12 protein-coding genes and 1 tRNA gene are annotated in these 13427 nt (G+C 63.6%); 8 read left to right on the top strand and 5 right to left on the bottom strand.

Translation table 11 applies throughout. The features are described from left to right. Positions 1–323 precede the first annotated feature (323 nt). Both ABIB38_RS23665 and gdhA read right to left on the bottom strand, forming a co-directional pair. Positions 324–2117 carry a DUF885 domain-containing protein gene (locus ABIB38_RS23665; RefSeq protein WP_429207213.1) on the bottom strand — a complete coding sequence of 598 codons (1794 nt, stop codon included), beginning with the start codon at positions 2115–2117 and terminating at the stop codon, positions 324–326. A gap of 126 nt (positions 2118–2243) precedes the next feature. Next, positions 2244–3587 (bottom strand): NADP-specific glutamate dehydrogenase, encoded by a 1344-nt coding sequence (gdhA, locus tag ABIB38_RS23660; protein ID WP_429207211.1) that lies wholly within the window; start codon positions 3585–3587, stop codon positions 2244–2246. Between the two features lie 428 nt (positions 3588–4015). Between gdhA and ABIB38_RS23655 the strand changes: the two genes are divergently transcribed. The 3 genes from ABIB38_RS23655 to ABIB38_RS23645 all read left to right on the top strand — a co-directional run bounded on the left by ABIB38_RS23655 (position 4016) and on the right by ABIB38_RS23645 (position 6684). Then, positions 4016–4180 carry a hypothetical protein gene (locus ABIB38_RS23655; RefSeq protein ID WP_429207209.1) on the top strand — a complete coding sequence of 55 codons (165 nt, stop codon included), beginning with the start codon at positions 4016–4018 and terminating at the stop codon, positions 4178–4180. 224 nt (positions 4181–4404) lie between these two features. Beyond that, the gene (locus tag ABIB38_RS23650; protein WP_429207208.1) at positions 4405–5976 is read left to right on the top strand and encodes an AbgT family transporter; all 1572 of its coding nucleotides are present in this window, start codon (positions 4405–4407) and stop codon (positions 5974–5976) included. Positions 5977–6264: 288 nt separating this feature from the next. Beyond that, positions 6265–6684 (top strand): hypothetical protein, encoded by a 420-nt coding sequence (locus ABIB38_RS23645; protein ID WP_429207206.1) that lies wholly within the window; start codon positions 6265–6267, stop codon positions 6682–6684. 181 nt (positions 6685–6865) lie between these two features. Here ABIB38_RS23645 and ABIB38_RS23640 read toward each other — a convergent pair. Both ABIB38_RS23640 and ABIB38_RS23635 read right to left on the bottom strand, forming a co-directional pair. Beyond that, a tRNA-Phe gene (locus tag ABIB38_RS23640) sits at positions 6866–6943 on the bottom strand. A 3-nt stretch (positions 6944–6946) separates the two neighbouring features. Continuing rightward, on the bottom strand, positions 6947–7918 hold the full coding sequence (locus ABIB38_RS23635; RefSeq protein ID WP_429207204.1) for an LLM class oxidoreductase: 972 nt from the start codon (positions 7916–7918) through the stop codon (positions 6947–6949). Between the two features lie 144 nt (positions 7919–8062). Here ABIB38_RS23635 and ABIB38_RS23630 point away from each other — a divergent pair, with 144 nt between their 5' ends. The 3 genes from ABIB38_RS23630 (at position 8063) to ABIB38_RS23620 (ending at position 10972) form a co-directional block, all read left to right on the top strand. After that, on the top strand, positions 8063–8989 hold the full coding sequence (locus ABIB38_RS23630; protein WP_429207203.1) for a LysR family transcriptional regulator: 927 nt from the start codon (positions 8063–8065) through the stop codon (positions 8987–8989). Between the two features lie 175 nt (positions 8990–9164). Continuing rightward, positions 9165–10100, top strand: a complete 936-nt coding sequence (locus tag ABIB38_RS23625) for an NADP-dependent oxidoreductase (protein ID WP_429207201.1) — start codon at positions 9165–9167, stop codon at positions 10098–10100. 38 nt (positions 10101–10138) lie between these two features. Beyond that, positions 10139–10972: an aldo/keto reductase gene (locus ABIB38_RS23620; protein ID WP_429207200.1), complete on the top strand. Its 834-nt coding sequence runs from the start codon at positions 10139–10141 to the stop codon at positions 10970–10972. Positions 10973–11046: 74 nt separating this feature from the next. Here the strand turns inward: ABIB38_RS23620 and ABIB38_RS23615 are convergent, their stop codons facing one another. Next, a complete protein-coding gene (locus ABIB38_RS23615; protein ID WP_429207198.1) occupies positions 11047–11898 on the bottom strand; it encodes a sugar phosphate isomerase/epimerase family protein in 852 nt (283 codons plus the stop codon). A 213-nt stretch (positions 11899–12111) separates the two neighbouring features. On the opposite strand from ABIB38_RS23615, the gene ABIB38_RS23610 reads away from it, so the two are divergent. Both ABIB38_RS23610 and ABIB38_RS23605 read left to right on the top strand, forming a co-directional pair. Further along, positions 12112–12585 (top strand): peroxiredoxin, encoded by a 474-nt coding sequence (locus ABIB38_RS23610; RefSeq protein WP_429207196.1) that lies wholly within the window; start codon positions 12112–12114, stop codon positions 12583–12585. Beyond that, entirely contained in the window at positions 12582–13157 is a 576-nt protein-coding gene (locus ABIB38_RS23605; RefSeq protein WP_429207194.1) for a DsbA family protein, read from the top strand. The genes ABIB38_RS23610 and ABIB38_RS23605 overlap by 4 nt, the downstream gene beginning before the upstream one ends. Positions 13158–13427 lie beyond the last annotated feature (270 nt).

The raw sequence follows: 13427 nt of genomic DNA, 5'->3' as shown, positions 1-13427 counted from the left end.
TTCTACCGCGACAGCCTGTGGAGGGGCAGGCGCTGGCGCCGTGCGCGAGCACGGCGTGAAACCGGCCCCGGTGAAGCAGGAATCCAGCAGCGAGCTGGTTTAGGCAATTTCGACCAGCTTTGCACAAGTCTGGAGGAACGGACTGGAGAATCGGCGCTGCCGGGCCACGGCCGAGGCGATTGGTCCAGCGCAAACGGCCGCGCAACCGCGAAGTTTGCCCTTACAGAAACTCGATGAGTTGATGAACTCTACTGTTAATGCTGGAAGTAGCCAGACACGAGTGGTAAAAAAAACGCCAACCTGATGCGGTTGGCGTTTCGTGATCAGCCCTTCTTTTGCGCCGCGATCCAGCGGTCGGTCGCCGCTTCGAGCACGTCGAGCGGCACCGCGCCGTGCGACAGCACTTCGTTGTGGAAGGCGCGCAGGTCGAAGTCCTTGCCCAGGGTCTGTTCGGCGCGCGTGCGCAGTTCGCGCAGCTTCAGTTCGCCGATCTTGTAGCTGAGGGCCTGGCCCGGAATCGCGATATAGCGCTCGACTTCCTGCACCGCCGTCACCTCGTTCTGCGGCACGTTGTCCATGAAGTAGGCGATCGCCTGTTCGCGCGTCCAGCCTTTCGCGTGGATGCCGGTATCGACCACCAGGCGCACGCCGCGCCAGATTTCGGCGGTCAGGCGGCCCACCCACTGCCAGGGATCGTCGTACATGCCGATTTCCTGGCCCAGCATTTCGCTGTACAGGCCCCAGCCTTCCGAGAAGGCGGTGCTGCCGCCGAAGCGGCGGAAGGCCGGCAGGCCGGTCGTTTCCTGCGCCAGGCTGCGTTCGAAGTGGTGGCCCGGAATCGCTTCGTGCAGGAAGAAGGCGGTGGTCGTGAAGTTGGTGCGGGTCTCGGGCTTGTAGGCGTTGAAGTAGAAGACGCCGGGACGCTTGCCGTCGACCGAGCCGCGCTGGTAAGAGGCCGGGGCCGCGCTCACTTCGCGGAAGGCTTCCACCGGACGGATCTCGAACGGCGCCTTGGGCACGCGCGCGAACAGCTGGTCGACCTTGGCCTCGACGCGTGGACGCATCGCCTCGTAGGCCGCCTGGATCTCTTCGCGCGACTTGTAGCGCAGCGCGGGCGCGCTGTTGAGGTGATGGAAGAATTCCTTCAGCGTGCCCTGGAAGCCGACCTTGACCCTGGCTTCTTCGAACTGGGCGCGGATGCGCGCGACTTCGCCGAGGCCGATTTCGTGGATCTGTTCCGGCGTCAGGTCGGTCGTGGTCGAGCGGCGCGCGAGGAAGGCATACCAATCCTTGCCGCCGGGAAGAGCGCCGATGCCGGCCGTGTCGCGGCCCGCAGGCAGGTAGGTGTCCTTCATGAAGGCCAGCAGCTTGCGGTTGGCAGGCGCCAGCTGTTCGCGCACCATCTTGCCATAGGCATCCAGCAGGCGCGCCTTGTCGGCGGCGCTGAAGGAGTCCGGGAATTTCCTGGTCGGCGCCATATAGGTGCTGGTGGCGAGATCGTCCTTGCCGACGTTCTCGAGCTGCGGCAGCACGCGCTGGATCAGCGCCTTCGGCATCACGATGCCCTGCTTGATGCCGGTGCGCATGTCGGCAATCATATGATCGACGGCCGGCGCGTAGCCGGCGGCGCGCTGGAGCCAGTTCTCGTAGTCCTGCACGGTCTGGAACGGCTGCGTGGAGGCGCCCGAACCCAGCTGGGCCATCAGCAGATGCAGGCCCGAGAACTGGTCCACCGGCACCAGGTTGGACGGGAAGCGCAGGCCGTCGAGGTCTTGCTGCAGGCGGTAGCGCAGCAGGTCATAGCTGATGCGGTCTTCCGACGGCAGCGGCGCGGGATCGAACCTGGCGCTGCTGGCGAGGTATTTTTCGGCCAGCGCGCGGGTCTGCTTGCGGCTCTCGGCCGACGAGGTCGGGCCGAAGCGGTCGTTGTAGCGATGGTCGCCATTGAAGGTGGCGGCGATCGGGTTCTCGCGCAGGTAGTCTTCCCAGTAGTCGCTATACAGCTGGTTCATCTTTTCCGGCGTGGCCGGCGTCTTGACCTGGGCAAAAGCGGGGAGGGCGGCGAACAGCACGGTGCACAGCGCAGTGCACAGGATAGGGGGGAGCGAGCGGGTCATGTCTTCTCTAGGTGATCAGGGCAATGCAAGAATAACATGAGGTCGAACCGGTGCAATCGACCAGCCTGCGACGGCAGAGCGCCGGCCCGGATTGGCCGGCGCTGCCTCGTGATGTGGCGGTCGGAGTCAGATCACGCCCTGCGCCAGCATGGCGTCGGCCACTTTCACGAAGCCGGCGATGTTGGCGCCGTCCACGTAGCTGATGCTGCCGTCGGCGCGCGCGCCGTATTTCAGGCAAGCCGCATGGATGCCCTGCATGATCTGCAGCAGGCGGGCATCGACCTCTTCGCTCGGCCAGGACAGGCGTTCCGCGTTCTGGCTCATCTCCAGGCCCGAGGTGGCGACGCCGCCGGCGTTGCTGGCCTTGCCGGGAGCGTACAGGACGCCCGCGGCCTCGAACGCTTTGGCGGCCGCGATGGTCGACGGCATATTGGCCCCTTCGGCCACGCACAGCACGCCGTTCCGGATCAGGACCGCGGCATCATCGGCATCGAGTTCGTTCTGGGTTGCGCAAGGCAGCGCCACGTCGACCGGCACGTGCCACGGGCGCACGCCGGCTTCGAAGCGGCTGCCGGTGCGTTCGGCGTAGTCGCTGACGCGGCCGTACAGGTGGTTCTTCACCTCCATCAGGATCGCCAGCTTCTCGGACGTGAATCCTTCGGTGTCGATCACCGTGCCGCTCGAGTCGGACACCGTGACGACCCTGGCGCCAAGCGACATCGCCTTCTCCACGGCGTACTGCGCCACGTTGCCCGAGCCCGACACGCTCACGCGCAGGCCATCGAACGACCGGCCCCGCGTCTTGAGCATTTCTTGCGCAAAGTAAACGGTGCCGTAGCCGGTGGCCTCGGGCCGCATCAGTGAGCCGCCGAAACTCAGGCCTTTGCCGGTGAACACGCAGTCGGCCCGGTTGCTCAGCTTTTTCATCATGCCGGCCATGTAGCCGACTTCGCGCGCACCGACCCCAATGTCGCCTGCCGGCACGTCGGTGTCGGCGCCGACATGGCGAAACAGCTCGCTGACGAAAGCCTGGCAGAAGCGCATGACCTCGCCCGGACTCTTGCCCTTGGGGTCGAAGTCGGAGCCGCCCTTGCCGCCGCCCATGGGCAGGGTGGTCAGCGCGTTCTTGAACGTCTGTTCGAAGGCGAGGAACTTCAGCACCGACAAGGTGACCGAGGGATGGAAGCGCATGCCGCCTTTATAGGGGCCGATCGCCATGCTGTGCTGGATCCGGTAGCCGCGGTTGACCTGTACCTGGCCGTGGTCGTCCACCCACGCGACGCGGAACATCACCACACGCTCGGGCTCGACCAGCCGGTCGAGCAGGCCATGCTCGGCATACCTGGGATGCTGTTCGATGAATGGCCACAGGCTTTCCATCACTTCGGTGACGGCCTGCAAAAATTCGCCCTGGCCGGGATTGCGGTCGGCAACGTGCTGCAAAAACTGGTGTACGGATTCGTATTTCATGGTGGATCCTAAAGATTGAAAATGTCGGAATTCGGGTGCCTCGCCATCGGCGCCGTTTTTTCGACGTCATGTGCGGCGCGGTCGCGCGCGGACGGAGGCGCCGGCCAGCTGGCGGCCGGGGGTCGTCACATCGGCGGGCGTCACCTTGTAGGCTCGGCGTAACCGTATTGAGGGTGGGTTGCTACCCGGGAGTCTGAAACGCCAGCCTGTGGGCTGGAATCCTGATGATGCGGTTCATGGCGAACCGGGACGGCGTCGACACCGCGATCGCGGTTGGCCGGTCCGTCGTTCTCGTTTTCTCCCGGGGGAACCATGGTAGCAGAAGCGGTTCACATGAAGTAGTGATGGGTTGATCAACCCGAAACACTTGCAGGCCGATTGTCCAGCGGTAAGCTATCGATGTTGCCATACCAACCCCGAGGAATCCCATGAAACCGCTGTTCTCCTCCGAAGAGGAAGCGAAGGCCGCATCGACGATCCCCGTGACCCCTGCGGCCGACCTGATCGGGCAGGTGTCGTCGTTCCTGACGGTCACCTTGCCCGCGCTCGGGATGGCGCAGGCGCAAGGCGCGGGTGAGGCAGGGCGCGGGTGAACACGGCCGCTCGGGCGGCCATGTTTGAGGCGCGGACCGTCAATACGCGCATGCTTCCCTGCGATATTTGCTCATCAAGAAGCTTTTCGGCAGCCCGGCTTCTGCGTAATATGTGCGCCTGATGTGTCTTTGAAATAACAGCTAGCCAGCATTTTCAGCGTACCGGCGCGCTCGCCGCTGCGCGTATCGCACTTATCAACATTCCTCGTCAAGCAAAGGCAACGATGACTGCACAAGCAACTGGTTCCACACCGCGTGGATTGAACCGTGTCCTGAACTGGATCGAGGTGGCGGGCAACAAGCTGCCCGATCCGGCCATCCTGTTCGCCCTGTTGTTGGCCGTGGTCTGGGCCACGTCGTGGGCCATGTCCGGCCTGGTCTTCAGCGACATCGACCCGCGCACCGGCCAGCCGATCGAGGTCAGGAATCTCCTGGCGCCGGCGGCCCTGACGGACTTCATGGCGAAGATGGTCACTACCTTCGTCTCATTCCCGCCCCTGGGCGTGGTGCTGGTGGCGATGCTGGGGCTGGGCGTGGCGGAATACACGGGCTTCATCAATGCGGGGCTGCGCAAGATCCTGGCGGTGACCCCCATGTTCCTGCTGACGCCCGTGCTGATCGGCGTCGGCATCCTGAGCCACGTCGCCGTCGATGCCGGCTACGTGCTGGTCATCCCATTGGGCGCCGTCATCTTCTATGCCGCCGGGCGTCATCCGCTGGCCGGCATCGCGGCCGCCTTCGCCGGCGTGTCGGGCGGCTTTTCCGCGACCTTCTTCGTGCCGTCGAGCCTGGACCCGCTGCTGGCCGGCCTGACCCAGGTCGCCGCGCGGCTGTCGGTCGACCCGGCCGCCGCGTCGATCGTGATCAATCCGCTGAACAATTACTACTTCACGACGGCGTCGACCTTCCTCGTGATCCTGGTCGGCTGGTTCCTGACCGACAAAATCATCGAGCCGCGCCTGGCGAAGTCGCCGGTCGACGGCGATCCTGCCGGGCTGCCCACCATGGACGCCCTGCAGCCGAACGAGACCAGGGGCCTGCGCTGGGCCGGGATCGCGATGCTCGTCAGCCTGGCCCTGCTGGTGTTCTCGCTGGTGCCGGAAGGCTCGGCCTGGCGCGCGCCGGAAACCGGCGCCCTGACGCATTCGTCCGCGCCGCTGATGCAGTCGATCGTCGCGCTGATCTTCATCTTCTTCCTGATCCCGGGCGTGGTGTATGGCTATGTCGCCGGCACCGCGAAGAACCATCGTGACATCGTCAAGGGCATGAGCCATGCGATGAGCGGCATGGGGTACTACGTGGTCATGGCATTCTTCTGCGCGCAGTTCATCTTCGCGTTCGGGCAGTCCAACCTCGGCGCCCTCATCGCCCTCAAGGGGGCATTGTGGCTCAAGGAGATGGCGTTCCCGCTCGGCGTCACGCTGGCGGGCATCGTGCTCCTGTCCGCCACGGTCAACCTGTTCATCGGGTCGGCATCGGCCAAGTGGGCCCTGATCGCGGCGGTGATGGTGCCGATGCTGATGGAACTCGGGGTGTCGCCCGACATGACCCAGGCGGCCTACCGGGTGGGCGATTCCTCGACCAATATCATCACGCCCCTGCTGCCATACTTCCCGTTGATCATCGTCTTTTGCAGGAAATACGTGCAGTCGACCGGCATCGGCACCCTGATCGCGCTGATGCTTCCTTATTCGCTCAGCCTGCTCGTCATATGGACTGCGTTCCTGCTCGGGTTCTGGGCGCTGGAACTGCCGCTGGGCATCGGCTCTTCGTACACCTATCCGGCGCAGCCCTGAACGGACGGAACGCCGCGCGAGCGGCGGCGGGTGCATGAAACGACCATGCCCACTCGGGGAGTGGGCATGGTCTTGTGTGTCGAGTGCCAAGACCGTCGCTGCCATACAGCGCAAGACCGGCCAGATTCGGCGTTATCCGGTCATGCTTGCAAAGCGTTGGCATGGAAGCGTGCTGTTAAAATTTGCGGCAGCAATCCACTTCGCATCTAAAGGGGCACAAAAATTCTACGTTTTTTAGTCAGCGCGGCCATAGGCAAACCAAGACTAACGATCGCGATTGCTTTGTTCGTGCTGGCAGTCCTGGCCGGCGCGATGACCTATACCGGTTTCCTTGTCATCGGGGTGTTGGCTGAGTATCTCGGTACAGGCCGGTTCGTGGCAGGCTTGCTTCTTGGCGGTCTGTTCGCAAGGATTCCCTGGATAATCAACGGCAAGCTGCGCATTGTTGGGCTGTTACCCCAACCCGTCCGTCGACCAGTGATAGTGAGCTTGCTTGTACTCTGCTCGTTGCACTTCCTGTCGCTGGGCGCCTACATGCCCGTGGTGTTCACTGGGTTCACGACGGCTTTTCTGATCCTGTTCCCCTGGTTGAAGCGAACTGTTTTCGATCGGATGCGATTGTCTGTCTTCAGATTCGCTGGCAAACAGCCTTCCCGAAGCATCGACGACAGGGTGATTGATGCTGAATTCAAAGAAAAGAAAGAATGAGGATTGATTGACCGGCAACACGTAAAGCGCGCCCACAAACAAGAAAGCCACCCGAAGGTGTAATGACGTTAAGTTAAGGCGAAAGTTTTCTTGAGTTAGCGTAAAAACGTCGTATTTGACGGCTAGCTTCAGCAGCTTAACTTAACGGTATTACACCCGAAGGTGGCTGTTCATTTGTCCCTGGTGGCCCGGGACGGAATCGAACCACCGGCACAAGGATTTTCAATCCTGGTTGCTCACGTCAATATGCATTCTCGCCGCCTCACTGGTTATGGAACTGGGGAAGCACGAATTCGGCCAGTTCCTGCATCACTTCTTCCACCGGCCGGCGCGACGGCTTCAGATTGAGCGCCACGTGGTTGACGCCCTGTTCCTGCTGCAGCGTCCACAAGTCGATCAAGGCCTTGCGTCCCATGGTGAAGCGGTTGCCGAGGTAACGCAGCGGGGCTGCCGGATTCGCGTCCAGCTCGAAGAACGACCCGTAGCCGTAGGGCTTGAAGCCTTGGCCTTGCGCGCCGGCGCGCCAGCGGTCCAGCAATTCATCCATGCGGCTGAAATCGCTCATATGACCGATCCAGCCATCCGTATTGCGGGCGATCCAGTCCAGATCCTGGCGCGCACGGCCAACCACCACCAGTGGCAGGCGCTTCGCCCTCGGCTTCGGGATCAGGTCGAGCTTGCCCTCCAGCTTGCCGTAATGGCGGGTTTCAGCGCGCGGGAAGGTTTCTTCGGTGACCGTCCGGATGAGGGAAATGGCTTCCTGGAAGCGTTCGGCACGGTTCTCGAAATCGGCGCCGAAGGCCGGATACTCGACCGGCCGGTCGCCGGTGGATAGTCCCAGCAGTAGCCGGCCGCCCGTTAGCTGGTCCACCGACGCCGCCTGTTTCGCCACGATGATCGGGTCGCGCAAGGGCAGCACGATCCCGGCCGTGCCGAGCGTGATCCGGCTGGTATGCGCAGCCAGGTAGCCCAGGTAGACCATCGGGTCGAGCATCTGTCCGGTGTCGCCGAACTGCGGGTCGTAGAACGGCACGTCGCGCATCCACAGCGCCGCGAAACCGGCTTCGTCGGCCATGCGCGCCAGCCGGGTATGGTCTTGCAAGGTGGGGAAAGGGGAGTCCGGGTAGGCTTCCAGCGGCATGATGAAGCCGAAGCTGAGCTTTCCTGGGGTGAAGACGCGCCGGTAGGCGGCGTGGTCCTGCAGATCCTGTGCTTGCGTGTTCTTGTCGGTCACGGTATCGATTCCTGTTGGGTAAGGCGCTCGGGCGATTCCGAGATGGATTTGCAGCGCCATAAAACATATGCGCATCTTAATGAGATAATTGGGGAATGTGGTTCCCTTATTGGGAAACCGGCCGGCCCCCGACCGAGGTAGAAGATGGAACTGAACAGAATTGGCGATATCGCCGCCTTTGTCGCGGTGGTGAAAGCAGGCAGCTTCACGAATGCCGCGAAGACGACCGGGTTGACGCGGTCGGCGGTCGGCAAGAGTGTGGTACGGCTGGAGGCGCAACTCGGCGTGCGTCTGCTCAACCGCACCACGCGCAGCGTCAGCCTGACCGATGAGGGCCACGCCATGTTCGAGCGGTGCCGGCAGATCCTCGAAGACTTGGAAGAGGTCGACGAAATGATGGCCCGGCGCCGCCTGAAGCCAAGCGGCACGCTGAAGCTGACGGCCCCGCTGTCGTTCGGTCAGCGCCACATCTTGCCGGTGCTGAATGCCTTCCTTTCCCTGTGGCCCGAAATGCAGGCCAATATCTCGTTCACGGACCGGTTCGTCGACGTGGTCGAGGAAGGCTTCGATATCGCCATCCGGATCGGCGAGCCGGCAGCCGATTCGCGCGTGCTGACCCGCACGATCGCATGGCAGCACATGGTGACGTGCGCGTCCCCGGCGTATCTGGCGCGGCGCGGCACGCCGCTCGACCCGCGGCAGTTGCCTGACCACGACACCATCTTCTTCGTGAATGCGGAAAGGCGGCGCACCTGGCGCTTCGCCGGACCGGACGGCGCCTCGACGTTCGAAGGACCGGGCCGGGTCAATATCGACAGCTCCGAAGCCATGCGGGCATCCGCCATCTCGGGCTTCGGCCTGGTGCAGCTTCCACGTTACATGCTGGATGACGCCATACGCGACGGAAGGCTGGTGACGGTGCTCGATGCATTCACGGCCGCGCCCGAGCCGATCAGGGTGGTCTATCCCAGCAAGCGGCATCTGTCGCCGCGGATCCGGGCGTTCATCGATTTTCTGGTAGAGCGCCTGGAGCAGAACGGGGACGATGACGGGCCCGCTCAAGCGCGCTGAACGGCTCCCACGCCGTGACCCAAGTCAGCGGCGGCGCGCATGACGCGGTTGGCGGCGCGCGCGCGGCGCCGGCTGGACACGCTTGAAGTGCCGGAAGCCGCCCGCATGTTGCTGCAAGGCGCTTCGTCATGACAGGGGATCGGCAATGGCCACCACAGGACCTTCGACGGAAACAATGCGCGGCTGGGCCATCAACGGCTACGGCGGCGAGATCGTGTTAATGGACGACCTTCCGGTTCCTGCACCGGGTCCGCGCGATGTGCTGATCAGGATGCGCAGCGCCGAAGTCGGCATCTGGGACGAGCTGGTGCGCACCGGCGCATGCAACGTGGCGCGCTCGTTCCCGCTGGTGCTGGGCCTGGGTGGCGCGGGCACGATCGCGGCGGTGGGCGCGCAGGTCGAGGGCTTTGCCAAGGACCAGTATGTGTACGCCTACAATTATCCGCTGGCGGACAATGGGTCGTGGGCGGAGTACATGCTGGTGCCCGACAGCTACGTCGCGCGCGTGCCGACCTCGATCGCGCTGATGGAGGCCGGCGGATTGCCGATCGCCGGGCTGAGCGCGTATGAAGCGCTGATCGACCTGCTCGGCGTCAAGGAAGACGAGATCGTGCTGGTCAGCGCCGGCGCCGGCGGGGTCGGCCACCTCGCGGTACAGATCGCGTCGCTGTTCGGCGCGCGTGTCGGCGCGACCGCCAGCCGCCGCAACCGGGATTTCCTGGCCGACCTGGGCGCCGAGGCGGTGATCGACTATACCGACGAAGACGACCTGGCCAAGGCAATCCTGGCGGTCTTTCCCGGCGGCGTCGACAAGGTCCTCAACTGCGTTCGCGGCGAGGATGCGAACGACTACGTGTGGGCGCTCAAGGAGGGCGGGAAGATGGTCGACCTGACCGGTTCGGTATCGGTCGACCGGCCTGGTGTGGAAATTATTTCGCACCATGTGGTGCGCGGAAACGGCGCGCGCCTGGCGGAGCTGGCCCGCCTGGTCGACGACGGCGCGCTGCAGGTGGCGTTACACGACATCGTGCCGTTCGCCGATGCCCAGGACGCACTCGACGAGGTGCTCACCGGCCATGTGCGCGGCAAGGTCGTTCTCAGGATAATGTGACCCCTTCAAATCAATGCAAGATCACGACAGGAGCAATCATGCGCAAGACTAAATTTCCCTCGGGCGAGGAAGTGCCGGTACTCGGACAAGGCACCTGGGGCTTGGGGGAACGTACCGAGAATCGCCAGAACGAAATCGATGCGCTGCGTTTCGGCATCGACGTCGGCATGACGCTGATCGACACGGCAGAAATGTACGGCGACGGCGCGTCCGAGGAATTGGTCGGCAAGGCGCTCGAAGGACGCAGGGCGGAGGCCTTCATCGTCGACAAGGTGCTTCCCCATAACGCGACGCGGCAAGGCACGGTCGCGGCCTGCGAGAAGAGCCTGCGCCGCCTCAAGACCGACCGCATCGACCTGTACCTGCTGCACTGGCGCGGCGCGGTGCCGCTGGAGGAAACGCTGGCCGCTTTCGACGATCTGATCCGCGCCGGAAAAATCCGCTACTGGGGTGTGAGTAATTTCGATGTGCCGGACATGGAGCAAGTCGCCAGCCTGTCGGACGGGGCGGCGGTTGCGACCAACCAGGTGCTGTACAACCTGACCCGGCGCGGCATCGAGTACGACCTGATGCCATGGTGCGAGCAGCGTCACATTCCGGTCATGGCGTATTCGCCGCTGGAGCAGGGCCGCCTGATGGGGCATCCTGTGCTTCGGCGCATCGCCGATGAAAATTCCGCCACGCCGGCCCAGATCGCCCTGGCCTGGGTGCTGCGCAAGGAAAACCTGATCGCCGTCCCGAAGGCCAGCATGCCCGGGCATGTGAAGCAGAACCGGATCGCGCTCGACATTCACCTGAGGCGCGACGAGCTTGCCGAGCTGGACCGCGCGTTCCCGCCGCCCGACCACAAGATGCCGTTGGAAATGATTTGAGCCGGCCGGCCCGAATGTAACGGCGAAGTTTCCATCAGGGCCGGCATGCCGTGCCCGCCCTGAGGCAGGACAGGTCACGCCTGCGCATCGATATGGTTGGCCCAGCGCGGATGACGCTCGGCATGGGTGCGCATCGCCTTCAGCGCCCGCAGCGAGCGCTCCAGCTTGCCATATGGGTCGCCGCCTTCGTCCCAGCCCAGATAGCCGAGCATGCCCGTGTAGCCGAGGCGGTGCAGCAGTGCGATCACCGCGAAGTTATCCATTTCCCCGGTGTCCAGCGGTTCGATGGTGGCGACCTGGCCGAATCCGAGCGGGCTGCGGCGGCTGCCGGAGAGGTTCACCTGCCGCAGGTAAGGCAGCGCTTGCTTGAGGAGCGGCGCCAGACCGGCGCCCTCGACCGCGTACCAGTGGTAGCCGCAGAACACGACGCCCAGGTTCGGATGCGCCAGCGCCGTGCACAGGCGGATCGCATCGGCAAATTTCTCCACCCAGAACGACAGGTGGTGATACAGCAGGATCTGGATGTGGCGCGCCGCCGCGATGGCCAGCGCGCGCTGGAGCCATGCCGCCACCGGCGCGTCGCCTGCGGGGTCGGACGGGCGCAGATGGGGTGCGGCGCTCCGGATCGCGAGTTGAACCGTCGATCCCTCGGGCATGGTCTGGAGCATGGTCAGGATGCCGCTGTTGCGCGGATCCTGTTCGCCCTGCGCCAGGTTCAGCACCACGTACACGCCGGCCGGATCGATGCCGAAACGCGACTTCATGCTCGCCAGTTGCTCCGCCTGCGCCCAGTTGCGGCCGTCCCATACCGACAGCAGCATCGCATCGTAGCCGACTGCGTGACTGATCTCGCAGCAGTCGTCGAAGTCGTACACGCCCATCGAACTGTAGAACGCGAAGTCCATCGCATAGTATTTCTGTTCCATTTGATCTCTCCCACCCTTGCCCGTGACGCGAACATGATGCCACTGTCCTCGGGCGACAGCGCGCGGATTCGTTCATGCGCGGGCTCGAAAATCGTGCAAGCCGGTCATCTTTTACCAGCCTTGCCTTCCGCGCCATCTGATATATAGTGGACCTAGCTCGCCACCTCCCGTAGCTATGCGTTACCGGGTTTTTAAGCGATCAAGGAGGTCAGCATGAAGGCATTAAAGGCGGGCACATCTGCACCAGAATTCGAACTGAATTCCACTCCCGACCAGCGTGTAAAGCTCTCGGATTTTCGTGGCCAGCGTGTGGTCCTCGCGTTCTATCCGGCCGACTGGAGTCCGATCTGCGGCGACCAGCTGGCAATCTACAACGAGCTGCGCGACGAGTTCTCCAAACACAACGCGATCTGCCTCGGCATTTCAGTCGACGGCGCCTGGTGCCATGCCGCCTTTCGCGAGCAGCGCGGCTACAAACTTGCGCTGCTGTCCGACTTCGAGCCCAAGGGCGAAGTTGCCCGCAACTACAACGTATACCGGAGCGGGGAAGGGGTGAGCGAACGGGCTTTGTTCGTCATCGATGAGGAAGGCGTGGTGCGCTGGGCTCATGTTTCCCCGATCGGCATCAACCCGGGCGCCGACGGTATCCTCAAGGCGCTCGAAGAAATGGATGGGGGGAAATCATGAGTTTAGTAAAGCCAATCGATGACACCGACCACGTGCTGGGCCTGACGGATGCGCCGGTAACATTGGTTGAGTATGGCGATTTTCAATGTCCGCACTGCAGAGCGGCGCACTTTTATCTGAAGAACGTGCTGGCGACGGTGAGGGACGAGATGCGTTTCGTGTTCCGTCACATGCCGCTGACCCAGATCCACCCGATGGCGCAACTGGCGGCCGAGGCGGCCGAAGCGGCTGGCGCCCAGGGCAAGTTCTGGCTCATGCACGACTTGATCTACGAGAACCAGGATCTGCTCAGCCCGGTGCTGCTGACGCGGCTGGGCCAGCGTCTCGGGCTCGACATGCAGCTTTTCACCGACGATGTGGCGTCCCACCGCTTTCTTCCCAAGGTGAAAGACGACTTCATGAGCGCCGTGCGCAGCGGCGCGGCCGGCACGCCAACGTTCTTCATCAATGGCGAGCGGTATGAAGGCAGCTTCGACGATGAGTCCCTGATCGACGCCATGCGCTTTGCCGCGCGGGCGCATGCCTCTCACGCGACGAGGGGGCACCACGCCCCACGGCCGAAGGTGCACTGACTGCGGCCAGCGTGGGCGCCGTGCCCATGCCGAGGACCTTGGCCCGTGCGACGCTGCCGGCGCCGGGCGTTCGCCCGGCGGACACGGGAAGGAATACCGCACCGGAAAACAACAACGCCACCCGAGGGGTGGCGTCTTGTTTATTCTTGGTGGCCCGGGGCGGAATCGAACCTACCTGTTCAGTGCCGTGCGATCATTTTCCTCGCCGTAGCTGGCCTTTGTTCCGAGCAAAGGCTATGCTCGACGACTTGATTGCTGGGTTCAGCAGTC

The sequence above is a fragment of the Massilia sp. UYP11 genome (genome assembly GCF_050434805.1).
Lineage (GTDB): Bacteria > Pseudomonadota > Gammaproteobacteria > Burkholderiales > Burkholderiaceae_D > Telluria.
This window is presented reverse-complemented; position numbering and strand designations above follow the sequence as displayed.

Excerpts from the sequence above, each read along its gene's own strand:
- ABIB38_RS23665 (WP_429207213.1), bottom strand. The coding sequence starts at position 2,117 with ATGACCCGCTCGCTCCCCCCTATCCTGTGCACTGCGCTGTGCACCGTG.
- gdhA (WP_429207211.1), bottom strand. The coding sequence starts at position 3,587 with ATGAAATACGAATCCGTACACCAGTTTTTGCAGCACGTTGCCGACCGC.
- ABIB38_RS23655 (WP_429207209.1), top strand. The coding sequence starts at position 4,016 with ATGAAACCGCTGTTCTCCTCCGAAGAGGAAGCGAAGGCCGCATCGACG.
- ABIB38_RS23650 (WP_429207208.1), top strand. The coding sequence starts at position 4,405 with ATGACTGCACAAGCAACTGGTTCCACACCGCGTGGATTGAACCGTGTC.
- ABIB38_RS23630 (WP_429207203.1), top strand. The coding sequence starts at position 8,063 with ATGGAACTGAACAGAATTGGCGATATCGCCGCCTTTGTCGCGGTGGTG.
- ABIB38_RS23625 (WP_429207201.1), top strand. The coding sequence starts at position 9,165 with ATGCGCGGCTGGGCCATCAACGGCTACGGCGGCGAGATCGTGTTAATG.
- ABIB38_RS23620 (WP_429207200.1), top strand. The coding sequence starts at position 10,139 with ATGCGCAAGACTAAATTTCCCTCGGGCGAGGAAGTGCCGGTACTCGGA.
- ABIB38_RS23615 (WP_429207198.1), bottom strand. The coding sequence starts at position 11,898 with ATGGAACAGAAATACTATGCGATGGACTTCGCGTTCTACAGTTCGATG.
- ABIB38_RS23610 (WP_429207196.1), top strand. The coding sequence starts at position 12,112 with ATGAAGGCATTAAAGGCGGGCACATCTGCACCAGAATTCGAACTGAAT.
- ABIB38_RS23605 (WP_429207194.1), top strand. The coding sequence starts at position 12,582 with ATGAGTTTAGTAAAGCCAATCGATGACACCGACCACGTGCTGGGCCTG.